At 41.3% G+C, this 16,006-nt stretch carries 20 protein-coding genes and 1 pseudogene; 13 read left to right on the plus strand and 8 right to left on the minus strand.

All coding sequences use genetic code 11. The features are described 5' to 3' along the window. Positions 1–57: 57 nt before the first annotated feature. The 3 genes from NST16_RS07495 to NST16_RS07505 all read left to right on the plus strand — a co-directional run bounded on the left by NST16_RS07495 (position 58) and on the right by NST16_RS07505 (position 1,592). Entirely contained in the window at positions 58–921 is an 864-nt protein-coding gene (locus NST16_RS07495; RefSeq protein ID WP_010334572.1) for a LysM peptidoglycan-binding and 3D domain-containing protein, read from the plus strand. Positions 922–1,269: 348 nt separating this feature from the next. Next, complete coding sequence (locus tag NST16_RS07500; protein ID WP_229147248.1) at positions 1,270–1,422, plus strand: hypothetical protein; 153 nt, start codon at positions 1,270–1,272, stop codon at positions 1,420–1,422. Continuing rightward, positions 1,419–1,592 carry a hypothetical protein gene (locus NST16_RS07505; protein WP_229147249.1) on the plus strand — a complete coding sequence of 58 codons (174 nt, stop codon included), beginning with the start codon at positions 1,419–1,421 and terminating at the stop codon, positions 1,590–1,592. The genes NST16_RS07500 and NST16_RS07505 overlap by 4 nt, the downstream gene beginning before the upstream one ends. A gap of 722 nt (positions 1,593–2,314) precedes the next feature. Here NST16_RS07505 and NST16_RS07510 read toward each other — a convergent pair. The 6 genes and pseudogenes from NST16_RS07510 to NST16_RS07535 form a co-directional block, all read right to left on the minus strand. Beyond that, positions 2,315–2,545 (minus strand): annotated as a pseudogene (locus NST16_RS07510) (hypothetical protein); the annotation flags it as partial. Positions 2,546–2,604: 59 nt separating this feature from the next. Next, complete coding sequence (desR, locus tag NST16_RS07515) at positions 2,605–3,204, minus strand: two-component system response regulator DesR (protein ID WP_268446052.1); 600 nt, start codon at positions 3,202–3,204, stop codon at positions 2,605–2,607. 18 nt (positions 3,205–3,222) lie between these two features. Further along, on the minus strand, positions 3,223–4,335 hold the full coding sequence (gene desK / locus NST16_RS07520; RefSeq protein WP_010334570.1) for a two-component sensor histidine kinase DesK: 1,113 nt from the start codon (positions 4,333–4,335) through the stop codon (positions 3,223–3,225). A 119-nt stretch (positions 4,336–4,454) separates the two neighbouring features. After that, positions 4,455–5,513 (minus strand): fatty acid desaturase DesE, encoded by a 1,059-nt coding sequence (gene desE / locus NST16_RS07525; protein WP_340885337.1) that lies wholly within the window; start codon positions 5,511–5,513, stop codon positions 4,455–4,457. A gap of 156 nt (positions 5,514–5,669) precedes the next feature. Beyond that, on the minus strand, positions 5,670–6,647 hold the full coding sequence (locus NST16_RS07530) for a S66 family peptidase (protein ID WP_340885340.1): 978 nt from the start codon (positions 6,645–6,647) through the stop codon (positions 5,670–5,672). Between the two features lie 64 nt (positions 6,648–6,711). Further along, positions 6,712–7,209, minus strand: coding sequence for a hypothetical protein (locus tag NST16_RS07535; protein ID WP_010334567.1), 498 nt, complete (start codon positions 7,207–7,209; stop codon positions 6,712–6,714). Positions 7,210–7,379: 170 nt separating this feature from the next. Here NST16_RS07535 and NST16_RS07540 point away from each other — a divergent pair, with 170 nt between their 5' ends. Further along, entirely contained in the window at positions 7,380–8,162 is a 783-nt protein-coding gene (locus tag NST16_RS07540; protein WP_340885344.1) for a VLRF1 family aeRF1-type release factor, read from the plus strand. A 137-nt stretch (positions 8,163–8,299) separates the two neighbouring features. Beyond that, on the plus strand, positions 8,300–8,836 hold the full coding sequence (locus tag NST16_RS07545) for a DUF420 domain-containing protein (protein WP_003231280.1): 537 nt from the start codon (positions 8,300–8,302) through the stop codon (positions 8,834–8,836). Positions 8,837–8,928: 92 nt separating this feature from the next. On the opposite strand, the gene NST16_RS07550 is transcribed toward NST16_RS07545, so the two are convergent. Further along, positions 8,929–9,603 (minus strand): lysozyme family protein, encoded by a 675-nt coding sequence (locus NST16_RS07550; protein ID WP_340885347.1) that lies wholly within the window; start codon positions 9,601–9,603, stop codon positions 8,929–8,931. A gap of 191 nt (positions 9,604–9,794) precedes the next feature. Here NST16_RS07550 and czrA point away from each other — a divergent pair, with 191 nt between their 5' ends. Then, positions 9,795–10,127 carry a Zn(II)-responsive metalloregulatory transcriptional repressor CzrA gene (czrA, locus tag NST16_RS07555; RefSeq protein ID WP_010334564.1) on the plus strand — a complete coding sequence of 111 codons (333 nt, stop codon included), beginning with the start codon at positions 9,795–9,797 and terminating at the stop codon, positions 10,125–10,127. A 30-nt stretch (positions 10,128–10,157) separates the two neighbouring features. Here the strand turns inward: czrA and NST16_RS07560 are convergent, their stop codons facing one another. After that, positions 10,158–10,700: a kinase gene (locus NST16_RS07560; RefSeq protein ID WP_340885351.1), complete on the minus strand. Its 543-nt coding sequence runs from the start codon at positions 10,698–10,700 to the stop codon at positions 10,158–10,160. Positions 10,701–10,905: 205 nt separating this feature from the next. On the opposite strand from NST16_RS07560, the gene NST16_RS07565 reads away from it, so the two are divergent. The 7 genes from NST16_RS07565 (at position 10,906) to csaA (ending at position 15,690) form a co-directional block, all read left to right on the plus strand. Beyond that, on the plus strand, positions 10,906–11,844 hold the full coding sequence (locus tag NST16_RS07565) for a helix-turn-helix transcriptional regulator (protein ID WP_326227168.1): 939 nt from the start codon (positions 10,906–10,908) through the stop codon (positions 11,842–11,844). A 53-nt stretch (positions 11,845–11,897) separates the two neighbouring features. Beyond that, complete coding sequence (locus tag NST16_RS07570) at positions 11,898–12,383, plus strand: GyrI-like domain-containing protein (RefSeq protein WP_340885354.1); 486 nt, start codon at positions 11,898–11,900, stop codon at positions 12,381–12,383. Positions 12,384–12,459: 76 nt separating this feature from the next. Continuing rightward, positions 12,460–13,164, plus strand: coding sequence for an MBL fold metallo-hydrolase (locus tag NST16_RS07575; protein WP_326227167.1), 705 nt, complete (start codon positions 12,460–12,462; stop codon positions 13,162–13,164). 2 nt (positions 13,165–13,166) lie between these two features. Further along, positions 13,167–13,742, plus strand: a complete 576-nt coding sequence (locus NST16_RS07580; RefSeq protein WP_326227166.1) for a TetR/AcrR family transcriptional regulator — start codon at positions 13,167–13,169, stop codon at positions 13,740–13,742. A gap of 78 nt (positions 13,743–13,820) precedes the next feature. Then, positions 13,821–14,573 carry a GNAT family N-acetyltransferase gene (locus tag NST16_RS07585; RefSeq protein ID WP_286058435.1) on the plus strand — a complete coding sequence of 251 codons (753 nt, stop codon included), beginning with the start codon at positions 13,821–13,823 and terminating at the stop codon, positions 14,571–14,573. Beyond that, positions 14,573–15,295: a helix-turn-helix domain-containing protein gene (locus NST16_RS07590; protein ID WP_268446057.1), complete on the plus strand. Its 723-nt coding sequence runs from the start codon at positions 14,573–14,575 to the stop codon at positions 15,293–15,295. Before NST16_RS07585 ends, NST16_RS07590 begins: the two co-directional genes overlap by 1 nt. 62 nt (positions 15,296–15,357) lie before the next feature. Beyond that, complete coding sequence (csaA, locus tag NST16_RS07595) at positions 15,358–15,690, plus strand: chaperone CsaA (protein ID WP_010334556.1); 333 nt, start codon at positions 15,358–15,360, stop codon at positions 15,688–15,690. The last annotated feature ends 316 nt before the right edge of the window (positions 15,691–16,006 follow it).

The following is a 16,006-nucleotide window of genomic DNA, read 5'->3' on the forward strand; positions in this document are numbered from 1 at the left end:
GTGTTACGATATCACCTGTTAGCCGCCAATAAAAAGCTAACAAGGGAGGATTTACTTATGAAGAAGACGATTATGTCCTTTGTAGCAGTTGCAGCACTTTCAACAACTGCATTCGGAGCTCACGCTTCTGCAAAAGAAATCACGGTGCAAAAGGGTGATACGCTCTGGGGGATCTCTCAGAAAAACGGAGTGAACCTGAAGGACCTAAAAGAATGGAACAAGTTAACTTCTGATACAATCATTACGGGAGAAAAACTGACCATTTCTTCAGAAGAAACAACCACATCTGGGCAATATACAATTAAAGCGGGAGATACGCTTTCTAAGATTGCTCAAAAATTCGGTACGACAGTTAACAACCTGAAAGGTTGGAATAACTTAAGCTCTGACATGATCTATGCTGGATCTACACTTTCAGTAAAAGGTCAGGCAACAGCAGCAAACACAGTGACTGAGAATGCGCAAACAAGCGCACCTCAAACTGAAACAAAACAAGAGGCTGTGCAAAAAGAGCAACCTAAACAAGAAGCTGTTCAACAGCAACCTAAACAAGAAACAAAGGCTGCAGCAGACACTTCTGTTAAAACAGAAGAAAAGGCTGTTGAATCTAATACAAATCAACAAGAAGCGACAAAAGAACTAACAGTTACTGCTACTGCTTACTCTGCTAACGACGGCGGCATTTCCGGCGTTACAGCAACAGGCATCGACTTAAACAAGAACCCGAATGCTAAAGTTATTGCGGTTGATCCAAACGTGATTCCGCTAGGTTCTAAAGTCTATGTTGAAGGTTATGGAGAAGCAACAGCAGCAGACACTGGCGGCGCAATAAAAGGAAATAAAATTGACGTATTTGTACCAAACAAAAGTGATGCACATAATTGGGGCGTCAGAACAGTAAGTGTAAAAGTGTTAAATTAATAGAATAGATGAAGATAAAGGACATGTAGCTCTAAGCTCGTGTCCTTTTTTTGTTTTTAGAGACGTAAAACATAATATGCCGATAAAAAAATTGTGCTCCTTCTGCAATGATAAATAGAAGGTAAACGGCCCCTATCATCTTTATCTTTGCAGAAGGAGCTGCTGGCTTTTGCTTTGAAGATTGTATCGTTTCTTATCATGAATACCTGCATATTTTTATGGCGAAGGACAAGGGGCTCAGCTTGCATCCTCTAACCGTTATTCCTTAGGGGGAGAAGCCTTACTGCTTTATTATTGGAAGCTCGCTTTTATTAACGAATGTATCAACCGAGCAGATGGTGGGGTTAAATGGACAAAGCTAAGCTACGCGACCTCTATGACAGAATGTCTTCGGAAGCTTGTGCGCCGCTGGCGTTAATTTCTCTGGCATTTGTCTTTTGGCCAGGTTACTTAAAATCAAGAATCATGACGATACCTGATTTTTTTGGAGCAGCGATTTGATTAAAGAACAACAGATCGTTTCTGAGCTTTTGATCATAGGTTACACTGTATCATTCCTGCCGAAGTGCTGTATTCAGGGGATCTTGTTTTTGGCATCAGCACGTTCATTGCGGTTTAAAGTGAAAAAACTGTTTTTAAATGAGAAGGCTGCTAAAGGAAAGATCCCTTAAATCAGATAATCACACATCTAAATACGTATAGCCATGGACATGAGCCGTTTCCTAGACTTGGGATAACGGCTTATTTTGTGATTGGTGGACGAGGAAATGGAAGAGGGCTTTGTCTGCGCTGTTCTCCCAAAACAATGAAATATCTTGACTGTCTTCCTAACATACTAACTGTTCATATAGGAAATCGTGGTTGACGGTATTCGTGATCAGTTCAGCTTCCGAGTCATTAGGTTTAATGTCTGATGCAGGTTACGGAATAATGTTTGGTGATGTTGATGCGAGGATACGCAAATGTTGTACTGGTTCGCTGTTGGAGTTTTACACCTATCGTGCCGAGAGATATAGTTTTATGTCTTCTGAAGACATGGAGACAGACGTACGGAGTCTAAAGTTGAAGGAATGAGCTGGCTCCAATGAGGTGTGTTCATATGGCTTACAAAATTTAAAATGAATCTTCCCCTATAAATACAACGTGTTGGAAAGAGAAAATTTATTGCTGCACAAGGCGGGTGCCACATGGACCAACTTAAACAGATAGGTTGACGGCTCTCATGAAAAGGCAGAATTTAATAAGAAAATAGATTCTGAAACCGGACCTGACTCTGTGTAAGTGAAAATTCAGGATTAAGCACAGCAGACTGGAAGCAACTGTGAGGACAATACAAAAAATCACGATTCTCATGCTTCTTTAGAGAATAGTGATTTTGAAACTTCTACCTAGATTATTTGATTTGGATTGCTGAAGCCTTGTTGTCCCAATCTGAAGCCATATTGGCAGTTTTGCGATACCAATCAGAATGTCTAAACATGACTCCTTTGCCATACCCTTGAGTTGAAGTGTGCTCACAGAGCGTCGTTGAATAGCTTAAAATAGGCGAAGCCATACTTAAGGAGGAAATTCTGTCATTCCAGGTGGAAGGCTAGTTTTTTAACCCGTCTCTCCAATAAATATACAGCGCGGGGCGCGGCAGATTAACAAAAGAGGATCTTGGACATATGTCAAGATCCTCTTTTACTTAAACCAGCCTTTTTCCTTTGAACGCGTAATGGCTTCTATACGGTTTTTCACTTCAAGCTTTTCTAGAATCATGGATATATAATTTCGCACCGTCCCGCTTTTAATGCTGAGTTCTTGGGCGATTTCTTTTGTGTTTTTTCCGTCAGCCACAAGTTCGAGCACTTCTTTTTCTCTATCTGTGAGAGGGTTGGCCTCGCTATACATATCCTCCATCAGCTCAGGTGCGTAGATACGCTTTCCATTCATGACGCTTCGGATGGCGCTCGCGAGCTCTTCGCTCGGACTGTCCTTTAACAAATAGCCTTTAACGCCGGCTTTAATGGCTCTCTGAAAGTAGCCGGGGCGGGCAAAAGTGGTTAAGATAATAATTTTGCAGCCTGTATCCTTTAATTCCTCAGCTGCTTCAAGTCCTGTCTTACCGGGCATTTCAATGTCCATAATGCATACATCGGGCTGGTGTTTTTTTGCAAACTCGACAGCATCCTGTCCGGTTGTTCCTTTGCCGACGACTTTCATATCGTCTTCTAAGTTTAATAGTGATCCTAAAGCACCCAGCAGCATCTGCTGATCTTCTGCAATAAATATATTAATCATGTAAGCCATCCTTTTTGTTTATTTTGAGTTATTAGGAATTTTCATGGTAAGCTTGGTCCCGTTTTTGGTGTTGATGTGAAGGCTCCCGTTTGCAAATTCAAGACGCTCTCTCATACCGAGTAAGCCATGTCCCTTTGAAAAGCACGTTTCTCCACCTTGAAATGTTCCATCGTCTGACACTGTAATAACAACTTCCTTCCAGAGCTCCTGGATATCAACTCGGCATGTTTTAGCCTGACTGTGTTTGACAACATTTGTGACAGCTTCCTTTAAGCACATGCTCAAAATGTTTTCATTAAGCAATGAGATATTTTCGGGCATTTTCTCATCTTCGTAGATAAATGTAATGTCAGCAGCTTCGAGAATTTGTTTGATGTTTATGATTTCATCCTTGAGCCGGATACCTTTCATAGAGGATACGATTTTTCTGACTTCATTTAAAGAAGTTCTCGCTGTTTGCTGAACGCTTTTCAGCTCACGCGCTGCTTGTTCGGGATCTTTGTATATTAATTTTCTCGCCAAGTCGCTTTTTAAACCGATAAGAGAAAGCTTTTGACCAAGCGTATCGTGGAGATCGCGGGCAATCCGCTGCCTTTCTTCTAATTTTACCAAATCGGCAATCCGTTCATTTGCAAATTCGAGTTTTTCTTCCAGCTGTTCGCGCTCCTTGCGGCTTTTGATACTGAACGGCAATAAAATCGCACTGATGAGGGTGATGACGACAAAAGGAATTTGTGTCAGAAAGAATTCCTTTTTTAACACAAGACTGAAATTCGCTGCGACAGCTGCGCTTATTAAATGTACGTAATATAAAATGTGGAAAGGAACGCGTTCTTTTATGTTTCCGATAAAATACGCGATAAAAAAAGCAAAATAAATATAGCTGAACAGCGTAATGGAGGCGGTTGAAATGCCGATTAACAGAAACGCCCACAAATAAATGGCCCAGCCTTTTGAGACAAAAGCAAATCGATAAACCGAAAAAAATAAAAGCGTCAAAATAATTCCGACGATAATAACAAATGTAGAAGATGATTTAAATATAAAGTAGAACGGCAGGATGAAAAATATCGTCCATATATAAGGCGTGATTCCGCTTAGTTTTTGAAATGTAAAATGCTTTTTGATCATGATATAACCTCATTTTCAGCTTTTCATCTTAAATGTAACTTTACCATTGTAAAAGCCAGATTGCACCACCGAACAATAAAAAGGAAGTCTTCTTGTTGTATAAGAAGACCTCCTAATAGTCAGGCGTTCTCCCGCAGCTTCTGTTTTTCTGTTGAATCAGGCGGAAGGCGGAATGATATTTGTTTTATACCCCGAAATGATACAAATTGTTTTTTGTCTTCATCCCAAAGGCGGAAGGCGAGTGATTGCAGGCTTGTTTTTAAGGTAATTGTCGGTACGTTTTTTAATGGTTCGTGATGTTCATGAGCAACTTCAAGCTTGTAGTTGGGCACCTTTGGGCTCAAATGGTGAACGTGGTGGTAACCGATGTTGCCTGTCAGCCATTGAAGGAGTTTCGGGAGTTTATAAAATGAACTGCCCTCCACAGCGGCCTGAACGTAGCTCCAGTTTTCATCTGCTTCAAAATAAGAATCTTCAAATGTATGCTGTACATAAAACAGCCACACGCCGATTGAACCTGAGATCAGAAAGATAGGGCCTTGCACGAGCAAAAACGATTGCCAGCCAAAGATGAGACAGCAAACAGCAGCCAATGACACAATTGCCAGGTTTGTAAGGTACGTGTTCACGCGCTCCTTACGTCTTGCGCCTTTTTTGTTAAAACGGTTGGTGATCAGAAAAACATAAATTGGTCCGATAATAAACATGATAAACGGATTTCTATAAAGTCTGTATGCAAGTTTTGTGCGTCTAGATGCGGCTATATATTCGTTTACCGTTAACAGCCAGATGTCACCTGTTCCGCGTTTATCCAGATTGCTGCTGGTCGCGTGATGAATCGAATGGCTGTGTTGCCATTGAAGGTAAGGGAACAAAGTCAGAACACCTGTCAGAAAGCCGAGAATATGGTTATAGCGCTTTTGTTTGAAAAATGATTGATGGCAGCAGTCATGAAAGATAATGAAAATTCTTGTCAAAAACCCTGAGGCAACCACTGTTAATGCTAAAGTAAGAAGATAGGAGACATTGAGGCTGAAATAAGCAAGAAACCAAAGTCCGAAGAAAGGGATAAACGTGTTTAAAAGCTGAATCAGACTGTTTTTTGTTTCGGGCTGAGCAAAAGCAGCGACTTGCTTTGTCAGCAGTTTTTGTTTGTGTTTAAGGGTTGGTTCAGTCATAGTAAAGGATCCTCTCATTGTGTGTCTCGCTTAAGTATACGAAAGAGAAGGATGTCTTTGTAGTAGCACACATCATACATCATATATGACATTTGTCATGTGGATAGAGATGAAGTGCAGATGTGAAAACAGCTTGTAAAAGATTTTACAAGCTGTTTAATGCTTGTCAATCCATATTCGTGATGTACCCGAAACAACTTCAAGCCTGCATGTTCCCCCAATAGGGAACGTGGCAATTGGAGAGGTGTGCCCGGCATTTATGTTTGCGACGACGGGGAGGCCGGATAATTCTTTTTTTGTACCAATTATCGCTTTTACGTGATCTATTGATACGTTTGATGCTTTTTGAAACCTGCCGATCAATATCCCCTTTACATTTGAAAAAGAAGGGAGGTGGATGAGCGATTGTAAATCGCGGTCAAACATGTTTGCGTCTGACATATAATCATCTTCAATCAGTATAATTGTGTTTTCTGTCTCAGGAAAATACTCCGTTCCCTGCAACAAATTAAGTGTACACAGGTTGCCGCCAATCAATGTGCCTTCAGCATAGCCATCCTGGATCACAATAGGACCGGAATGAGGGTGAAAGTGCCTGTTTTCTTGATCTAAAAACCATTGATCATCGCTCCACTCTTGTGATGGCAGAATTTCAAAGGCTTCATCCGAAGCGCAGCAAGCCAGAAAATAATCTTTTATATATTCCAATCCTTTTTTCATTGCAAATGTAGAAAAGTGGGGGCCTGAATATGTAACGAGACCGGTTTTTTGATAAATGGCATTAGCGAGAGCCGTAATATCGGAATAGCCGCAAAATATTTTTGGATTCTGTTTGATTTTTTCGTAATCAAGATAACGCAGCAGCTGATTGCTGTTGAATCCGCCAAGTGTCGTTAAAATAGCTTTGACGTCGGGATCGAAAAAGGCGCTGTGCAGATCACTTACTCTTGATTCAATAGAGGATGACTGGAATTCGTTTAATTCCTCTGCGTGTTCAGCAATGGTCACCCGAAAACCCAATTGTTCTAATGTCGTTTTTGCGTGCAACTTTGCTTCATTTGTTAATATGGACATGCTGGTGGCGGGAGACACGATTCGAATTTCGTCTCCCGGTTTCAGTTTGGGTGCAAACAATTCAGGTCCTCCTAAGCGGTTTTACACCATTACAGCATATTTCGGCACATTCTTCCAGATTTTTTTAAAAATCTGTCCATTTAATGCTTCCTGATTGTGTATCGTAGTCAATACATACTTCAAATTGATGTTTTTCATAAAAATGAATGAGCCTGTCCACATGATTCCAATCCCGTTTGGCTATGTCGCCGGTAACTTTCGGGATATTGCAGTCTCTGGCAATATCCTTTAAATATTTCATACAAATAGAACCGAAACCGTAATTCGGAGGTCCTTTAATATCTCCAATATGAATGGCATCGTCCTGATAGGATGCTACAAGTGAAAAGCAGCTTTCCCCTCTATAAGCTGTTTCACAATCCGTGAGCATAATTTTGCATGTTTGGCCATCATCAATCGAGGAAACAATCATCCAATCTTCATCTTTCGATTGATCAATACCAAGCACTCTGGCATCTTTCGATAGATCCTTTATATTTTCCTGCATGCGATAAAGTTGAAATTCTAAATGATTCAGCTCTTCTTCAAGCTCTTGGCGGTTTTTTTCCTTAATGGTAATCAAAATCAAACCCCTTTCAAAAAATAGTTAGAAACACAGTAACCAATTGTAGTAGATAGAAGAGGCGTTTGTAAATGATAAATCCATAATTGCTAGAATTTAGCGCAAGTAAGGTTTAGTCGGTTTTAAGAGAGGAAAAAGAAAAGTAACCCGTTGCAAAAGGAGGAAGATGAATGCCGATTGATTCATTGATTAAGAAATTGCGTTATGTCCAATTGGAACCCCCTGACAAAATTCTTTCGTTATATCTCAACACAGATATGAGGGATCCAGAGCAACAGGGGGGAGAATGGAAAATTACCCTTAAGTCAGGGTTCGGGAGATTAAAAGAATATCTGGCAGCAAGTGACCCGGAGGAAGAAAAGTGTCTGAATGCAATCAGTGACAAAATCTATCAGCACCTTAACGGAATAGGAAAAAATATGCCGCGCAGCCTTGTATTTTTTGTTTCAAATAGCGGGATATGGGAAGCGATCACGCTTCAGATTCCTGTTGAAACAACATTTTTCTGGGAGGAGACAGCTGTACTTGACCAGCTGGAAAATTTGCGCAAAACGTATCCAAGTACAGCTTTTATTTTAACGCAGCAAAATGAAGTGAAAATTATAGAAAACGTTCTAGGCAAAATTGAAGCGGTCGAACATTATGAATATGACGCAATCAATGAGTCTTGGGAGAGCAGCCAGTCTTCTAAAACCAAATCGGCATCATTAGAAGAGGAACACCTGAAGAATCATGTAACGGAGAATCAAACGAGACTGTACAAGCGGCTGGCGGCCAATCTCGACCAGAAAGCCGCGGCAAAAAAATGGGAGCGAATGATCATTGCCGGTGATAAAAAAACAGCTGACATCCTGGATCAGCATATGAATAAACCCATTCATTCGAAAATCCAAAAGAATTTGCTGAATGAAAATGAACATAAGGTCGTTGATCATTTAATGCAAGAGGCATAAACCAAAAGGCTGGTGCTTTTTAAGCATCGGCCTTCTGAAGTGTGTCTAATTTCTGACGAAGCCATCGAAAACGTTGACATCTCCGTTGAATTTGCATACGATTTGGATAGCCAGTACAAATTAGGAGAGGTCACCAAATGAATCAAACAGAAAATAAACCGAAAAATTATACTGGAATTGTCCTTACGCTGACAGTTCTGATTAACGGTTTGATCGCAGTGCTGTTTTTTATGCCTAAATTAGATCAGTTCAGCCATGCGAATATTCACATTTTGCCAATGCTGAATGCGATATTCAACAGCTTTACGTTTATCTTCTTGTTGGCGGCATTGATTATGATTAAACAAAAAAACATTAAGGCGCATAAACGCTTTATTTTAGCTGCTTTTACGACAACATTATTGTTTTTGATTTGCTATGTCACATACCATTCGATTGCGGAGAATACGCTGTATGGCGGAGAAGGTATTATGCGTCCGATTTATTTCTTTATATTAATTACGCATATCTGCCTTTCTGCAATCATCGTGCCACTTGCGCTGTTTACGCTGATCAGAGGCTTCAGCATGCAGGTGGAGCGCCATAAAAAAATCGCCAGATGGACAATGCCGCTGTGGCTGTATGTCAGCCTTACAGGTGTTATTGTTTATTTGATGATATCACCGTATTATTAAAAGCCATACTCAGTATGGCTTTTTTGAGGTTTGTAAACATGACAAAAGCCCAAATATCGTTTTGGGCTTTGTCAGTAAATTAACAGGCTCCTTTAATGAGCCGTTGATTCCATGGTTTCAAGTGTTGCAACTTGTAAAGATTTTTCAACCGTTTTCGTTTTTTCTTTTACTTTTTCCGCGTACGTGTAATCACCGTAGCAATACGGATAACGGAAATTGTTTTCATTTCCTCCGCAAGTATAGAGCCCGGGATTTTTTTCGACTTGCTGCTCGGAGTATTGTTTTGCCAATTCCTCAGTATGCGTTCCTCCATGTTCAGCTACAAAATCAATATAACCTGCCCCCATGTTGTAGCTTTGAATAATCGTGTCCAAATCCACACCTTTTTCTTTACCGGTTTTGTACATGAGGGTAAATTGCTTGATGCCTTGTTTAATACTGAGTTGAGGGTCTGTTATCTCATTACGCTTTAACCCCAGAGATTCAGAGGACTGCATCGGATCATTGCCTTTTCCTTTTGACTCCTGATACATCATGCCGAGTATCAGCGATGTGTAATTGGAGAGTCCCCGGTTTTCAAGCTCGTCCTCAACCAGCGGTTTATAATCAGTTAAACGTTCGAGGACAATGGTTTTCGTGTCAATTGGAAGTTTTTTGATTAAATCGTGGTTGAACAAAAGCAGGACCAATAAAAAAGAGGCCATGACAAAGACAGAAATCATCATAAAACCCGCAGCAGCGAAACAGCCTTTTCTCTTTTTCTTCACTGTGTTTCACCCTCAATGTTTGCAGCAGTATGACTTTTTTATTATGACATAGAACGTATACCAGACCAAGTAAAAACCTGATTTGAAACATAAATTTAAACTGTGAGGTTGAATTGAAACAAGAAGAGACAGGTTTGCATGAAAGGTCATTTGTTATAAGATAAAACTATGAAATAAGAAAGGTGAGACACATGACTGAATTTCGAGAAGCGGACCGTGCAAATGAAACGGTGACCGATTTGGACGAAGAAACTTTATTCCTAGTCGCACAAACCTTCAAAGCGCTTTCTGATCCTACCAGAATCAGGATTCTCCATTTGCTTTCTCAGGGTGAACATGCTGTGAACGGGATCGCTGAGAAACTGAATTTACTGCAATCAACAGTATCCCATCAGCTCAGGTTTTTAAAAAATCTCCGGCTCGTGAAATCGCGCAGAGAAGGAACATCAATCTACTATTCTCCCGAGGATGAGCATGTTTTAGATGTGCTTCAGCAAATGATCCACCATACAAGACACGATTAAAAAAGACATCCTTGCTGCCGCATGTCGCGATTAAGCAAGGATGTCTTTTTCTTTACTGTGCCCATTTTGCTCCAGCCCGTTTCTGCTGATTTTGATGACAATAGAGGAAAAACCGATATAATAGACGGCGATCAGAAAACAGACGCCAATCGTGAAAGGATCAGTTCCGATAGACTGACTGTAAGATCCCAGGCTGTGTAAATCAGGCGCGGCAAGGTACAGCTCTGTTACACGATAAAGAAATCTCGATAGAAATAGGGTTAGCAGAATAAGCTCCACCCAAATATGAGTCCGAAAATAAATTTTTCCTTTGCGTTTTTCAAAGGAGAGATTTTTCCTGGCGAAAAAAACCAGCAGACATCCGCCGATAATGCCGATAATGAAATATCCGTACAAAAATGGATGAATGAGGCTGAAAATGGTGAGACCGAATGCAAACATTGAAAAAAGAACCAAACGAGTAAAAAGCCAGCGAGGCTTCAGCGGCTGATATCCGATGGAGCGCTTGATTTTTTTATACAGAAAAAAGACGATAATCATGACAGGATAAACGCTTTGAAGTGTAAGATGCATGATGTGAATCCCCTCCGTTGAGAAGTGTATGCTTATCCGTTTTGAAATAGTAGTCTAAATAAACAATGACCATAAAAAAAGAAGGGGAGGCCCCTGTTTTCATAATATATGCACGATGCCTTTAGGCTGCATAATAGATATGCCCAAGCCTCATAAAATGGTATGATAATATTGGAAAATAAAAGCAGGAGACAAGGTGCGAAAAATGAAACTGGAACGTATGTTAGCGATGGTGATGTTATTAATCAGCAAAAAACAAGTGCAGGCTGCTGATCTAGCTGATTTATTTGAAGTATCAGTCAGAACGATTTACCGAGATATTGATACGATCAGCAGAGCGGGCATTCCGATTGTAACCTCACAAGGCGCCGGGGGCGGGATCAGTGTGATGGAAACGTATCGGCTTGAAAGAGAGTGGCTGAAAGAAGAGGAGCTATTTGCTATTGCTTCCGCTTTGCAGAGCATCTCATCCATGTATGAACCCGCTTCTCACAGCGCGGCTTATCAAAAAATAAAACATCTCATACCAGACCAGGCCGCAGAGGCATTTAAGCGTGAAACGGAAAAATGGTTTATTGACATGACGGCATGGGGACAAACAGAGGACCAAAAGGCGCTTCGAGAAAACATCAGTGATGCAATCGATCGGTCGTCAACCATATCGTTTACATATACAAATGCAAACGGGGAAACACTTCTCCGTGAAACAGAGCCTTACACGCTGGTATGCAAGGCAGGCCGCTGGTATTTATACGCCTACTGTCTGGTTAGAAACGATTTCCGCTTTTTTAAATTAAGCCGCATAAAAGATATGACTATTTTACATCAATCATTTATGAGAAAAGACATACAGCTGGAGACTCTGCCCTGGGATGTGAATTGGTATCAAAAGGATCGTTTAACTGAGCTGGTCATTCTTGTTCAGCCCGGGGCGCGTCAGCGTATAAGTGAATGGTTTGGACATGATAGCCTTCAATTTGATGAAAATGAAGCCTGCCGAGCGGTGATATCCCTGCCCGAGGATCAATGGTTGATCGGTTTCTTGCTGCAATTTGGCAAGGATATTGAGGTCCTGGAACCTCTTCATATCCGGGAAAAGGTAAAAGAAACGATTTTTCATATGCAAAAAATATATGAAACCTGACACAATGCTGTCAGGTTTCTTCTTTTATAATCTAGGTAAAAAGGAGGTATCATATGAACTATTCACATGTAACACATTTAGAACAAAAGCGCTTTTCAGGACTATCCCAAAGAACAAGCAATGCACTAGAAATGACAGAAAAAAGACAAATTCCGCTCTTATGGAATCGATTTTGGCAGCAGGATACGAGCGTGTTACTCCCGCCTCATAAAAAGGATCAGAGCATTATCGCTTTATACTCTCATTACGAACAGCAGGAGAATGGGTTTTACACATTTTCTGTCGGCGCTTTTACCGAGCATAGCGACATGCTTCCGGAACCGTATGAAGATATATATTTACCGGCCTCCGCTTATGCTGTTTTTACTTCAAAAATCGGTCCTATTGAAGACGTTGTACTCGAGACGTGGAAGGAAATTTGGACTTGGGACAAGCGGCATTTGCGTACGTTTTCGGGAGACTTCGAACAGTATGATCAAAGTGCGCTTTCACCGCAGCAGGCGCAGGTGAAAATATTTGTCGCCATAAAACTAGCATAACACTCTTGAAAAACTAATGGTATTAGTTAATAATAAAACTAACACCATTAGTTTTTTATTCAGGAGGAGTTATCATATGAGAATGATTCAGAATCAAACTGTGCGGCAGCTGACGTTTTATCCGGCATTATTTCCGGTCAATTGTTACCTTGTAGAGGAAGAAAATGAAGTAACCTTAATAGATACTGGTCTTCCGAACAGCTATAAAGGGATTATCCAAGCAGTGAATCAGCTGGGAAAACCACTGCAACATATTTTACTGACTCATGCGCACGGTGATCATGTCGGTTCGTTGGATGTACTGTCCCAAGCTTTTCCTGATGCAAAGGTTGTCATTTCCGAGCGTGATTCATTTTTGTTAAAAGGTGATGTTTCTTTGCGGAAAGATGAACCGCAGACGCCTATAAAAGGAGGAATTCCAAAAAAAATCAAAACAAAGCCTGACGTTTTGCTGGCGGGTGGCGAAACAATCGGTTCTCTCCTTGCGATTTCAACTCCGGGTCATACCCCGGGAAGCATGTCGTTTCTGGACACAAGAAACGGAATTGTAATAGCTGGGGATGCATTTCAATTACGCGGGGGGATAGCCGTTTCCGGCCAAATGAGATGGACATTTCCTTTTCCTGCCTTCGCCACTTGGAATAAGGAGGCTGCTGTAAGAAGTGCGGAACGGCTCGTTGACAAGGCGCCGAGCTGTCTTGCGGTCGGACATGGTCATTTCCTTGCTTCACCTGAACAGTCGATGAAATTAGCCATTCAAAAAGCAAAGAAAGGGGTTTGAACATGTCACCGAGAGCAGGTCTACATCAAAAGATGATTATAAAGGCGGCGGCAGAGATTGCTGACCAGGAAGGAATAAACGGCGTGACGCTGGCCGCACTCTCTAAAAAAATGAATGTACGGCCCCCGTCTCTGTATAATCACATAAGCGGGCTGCAGGGAATCAGAACAGAGCTTGCTGTCAGCGGTTTGACAAAACTTTTTGATCAGATGGCTGATTCCGTCAAAGAACAGAAGGGGGAGTCCGCCTTGCTATCTTTAAGCGATGCATATGTTGGGTTTGCAGTTGAAAATCCGGGTTATTATGAAGCGACTTTGCTTAAAATTCAAGATGAAAGAGCTGAAAGCCTGTCAAACCAGATTGTCCGGCTTGTCGCGAAACTGCTTATTGACAGCGGTTATACAAACGAACAGAATGTGATTCATGCAACAAGAGGGCTGCGAAGCTTGCTGCACGGATTCGCGACTTTAATCGGAAAAGAAGCGTTTGAACTAAAGGAAGACATTTCAGACAGCTTAGCATTTTCAATTCGATTATTCCTATCGGGTCTGTCGATAAACAATAAAAATATTATGTAAACCAAATAATGCATGTCTTATATTTCTGAATATTGTATAATATATCTTGCAGTATAGATAAGGGAGAGGCAAGAGGCTATGCATGATATTTACAAAATTGAGCAATTAGCGGCAGCATCATGGCCGTCTTATATTCAAAAGAGAATGGGGAAATGGCTTCTTAGAGCGAATTTTGGCGTGACCAAACGTGCAAACAGCGTATGGACATCGGCGGATATGCCAGAAGGAGATTACCAAAAAGAGATCGAGCATTTTTATAAAAGTTTAGGCCTGCCTGTTTGTATTCAAATCAGTGACGCATCACCTGAAGGACTGGATGATGCATTGGCAGACAGCGGATATGAAAAGATAGATGAATGTTTTCAAATGACAGCATCATGCTGCGATATGTTAGAACGTACTTTTGACAGCAGCCGATTTACATATAAATGGGAGCAGGAGCCATCGTCTTTATGGATTGATGATTTTATCCGATTGGAAGAATTTTCACAAGAACGGCATTGCGGCTATTCAAGCATTTTCAAACGAATGCAGCCGTGTAAAACCTTTCTCACTATGTATGACCAAGGCAGCCTGACAGCAGTGGGCACGTCCTCCGTTATCGATGGCTATGGGGGACTCAGCAACGTTGTTGTAGCAAAGGAACATAGAGGAAAAGGGGCAGGGACTCAAGTCATCAGGGCTCTGACTGAATGGTCAATGAACAATGGAGCTAAGTATATGTACTTGCAAGTGATGAAAGAAAACTCAGCCGCCGTTTCTTTGTATGAAAAAATCGGGTTCTCGCCTATATCGGAACACCATTACCGGATCAAAAAGGAGGATGGCTGATGAATTCGCTTCAAGAGATTATCTGTGAAAAACGGACATATACACGCCTTTATTCCTCACATAAGCACGCGTACAGCCAATTTCTTTTTCCCCTTGAAGGGAATATCGATCTTGAAACAGAGGAGCGTCAGGTCAAATTAAAGCCGGATCATTTTTTATACATTCCGCCAGAGTGCGAGCATCGGTTCCGCTCTATTGGCAGAAATGAATGTCTTGTGCTGGATGTGCCGCTTCATGCGATGAAAATTGAGGAGTATCATGCAGCCGCAGGGGTTGAAGCTGCAATCGATCCTTTTTGGTCATCGATCAGGCACTTATTAATAGAGGAAGCAAATACACGCTCAGCACATACGCTCCATCTGCTTGTTCAATACATAAAAGAAAAACTGCAAACCCATACTCATGCTTCAATCGCATACATCCATAGCCATTTGTCTGAGCCGCTGACAATACAAAAGCTGGCGAAAATTGAACATTATCACCCAGCTTACTATTCAAGCTGGTTCAAGAAACAGACCGGAAAATCCCCTCAAGCCTATATAGCTGACCTCCGTCTCGAGGAAGCGAAACGGATGCTGATTGAGAAAAATGAAACACTGACTGTTGTGAGCCAATCGCTCGGCTTTCAAAACCTTTCTTCTTTTACAAGATGGTTTGCAAAATGTACAGGTGTATCGCCCCGAATATACCGGAACACCTTTCACTCGGATAAAAAAATATGAGCTTTTGGTTAAACAATTAGCAAGTGTCTCTTTTAAAATAGTAAGAAAAAGGAGATAAAATGATGGCTGTAATTGAGGATTTTGAAAAATTGGATATCAGAACTGGGACCATTATCAAAGCAGAAGAATTTCCTGAAGCAAGAGTCCCGGCGATTAAACTGTTCATTGATTTTGGAGAAGAGATCGGCGTCAAACAATCAAGCGCTCAAATCACAAAGCGCTATCGCCCAGAAGAATTGACCAACTCACAAATTATCGCTGTCGTGAACTTTCCGCCGCGCCGAATCGCAGGTTTTAAGTCCGAAGTGTTAGTCCTCGGCGGCATTCCCGGCCAAGGTGACGTCGTCCTGCTTCAACCGGGACAACCGTTACCAAACGGAACAAAAATCGGATAACACAAAAAAGACGTTTGCCTAAGAGGCAAACGTCTTTGCGTATTGAGGCGATGCACCACACGCCACATTCGTGTGTGCCGCAAAGGGCATGTACATCGGCTTACACAATTCAGCTCATCGCTATATGAATATAGCATGGTGGGGAAGGAATTGCAAGGGTTACTTTGCGTTATTGTGATTAAATTTGTTGTAAAAACGTGTCTTCTTTTGACGAAATTTGTCGAAAATAATCAAAAATCGACTATGATTACTGTATTATTGTTAATTTGTATGACAATAATTGGTTCTATCCTTGTCATCAACAATCGCAATGTGA

The organism is Bacillus sp. FSL K6-1005, from assembly GCF_038000225.1.
GTDB lineage: Bacteria > Bacillota > Bacilli > Bacillales > Bacillaceae > Bacillus > Bacillus mojavensis.

Bases quoted from the DNA above. Each gene is read 5' to 3' on its own strand.
- NST16_RS07495 (WP_010334572.1), top strand. From the start codon at position 58: ATGAAGAAGACGATTATGTCCTTTGTAGCAGTTGCAGCACTTTCAACA.
- NST16_RS07500 (WP_229147248.1), top strand. From the start codon at position 1,270: ATGGACAAAGCTAAGCTACGCGACCTCTATGACAGAATGTCTTCGGAA.
- desR (WP_268446052.1), bottom strand. From the start codon at position 3,204: ATGATTAATATATTTATTGCAGAAGATCAGCAGATGCTGCTGGGTGCT.
- desK (WP_010334570.1), bottom strand. From the start codon at position 4,335: ATGATCAAAAAGCATTTTACATTTCAAAAACTAAGCGGAATCACGCCT.
- desE (WP_340885337.1), bottom strand. From the start codon at position 5,513: ATGACTGAACCAACCCTTAAACACAAACAAAAACTGCTGACAAAGCAA.
- NST16_RS07540 (WP_340885344.1), top strand. From the start codon at position 7,380: ATGCCGATTGATTCATTGATTAAGAAATTGCGTTATGTCCAATTGGAA.
- NST16_RS07545 (WP_003231280.1), top strand. From the start codon at position 8,300: ATGAATCAAACAGAAAATAAACCGAAAAATTATACTGGAATTGTCCTT.
- czrA (WP_010334564.1), top strand. From the start codon at position 9,795: ATGACTGAATTTCGAGAAGCGGACCGTGCAAATGAAACGGTGACCGAT.
- NST16_RS07560 (WP_340885351.1), bottom strand. From the start codon at position 10,700: ATGCATCTTACACTTCAAAGCGTTTATCCTGTCATGATTATCGTCTTT.
- NST16_RS07565 (WP_326227168.1), top strand. From the start codon at position 10,906: ATGAAACTGGAACGTATGTTAGCGATGGTGATGTTATTAATCAGCAAA.
- NST16_RS07570 (WP_340885354.1), top strand. From the start codon at position 11,898: ATGAACTATTCACATGTAACACATTTAGAACAAAAGCGCTTTTCAGGA.
- NST16_RS07575 (WP_326227167.1), top strand. From the start codon at position 12,460: ATGAGAATGATTCAGAATCAAACTGTGCGGCAGCTGACGTTTTATCCG.
- NST16_RS07580 (WP_326227166.1), top strand. From the start codon at position 13,167: ATGTCACCGAGAGCAGGTCTACATCAAAAGATGATTATAAAGGCGGCG.
- NST16_RS07585 (WP_286058435.1), top strand. From the start codon at position 13,821: ATGCATGATATTTACAAAATTGAGCAATTAGCGGCAGCATCATGGCCG.
- NST16_RS07590 (WP_268446057.1), top strand. From the start codon at position 14,573: ATGAATTCGCTTCAAGAGATTATCTGTGAAAAACGGACATATACACGC.
- csaA (WP_010334556.1), top strand. From the start codon at position 15,358: ATGGCTGTAATTGAGGATTTTGAAAAATTGGATATCAGAACTGGGACC.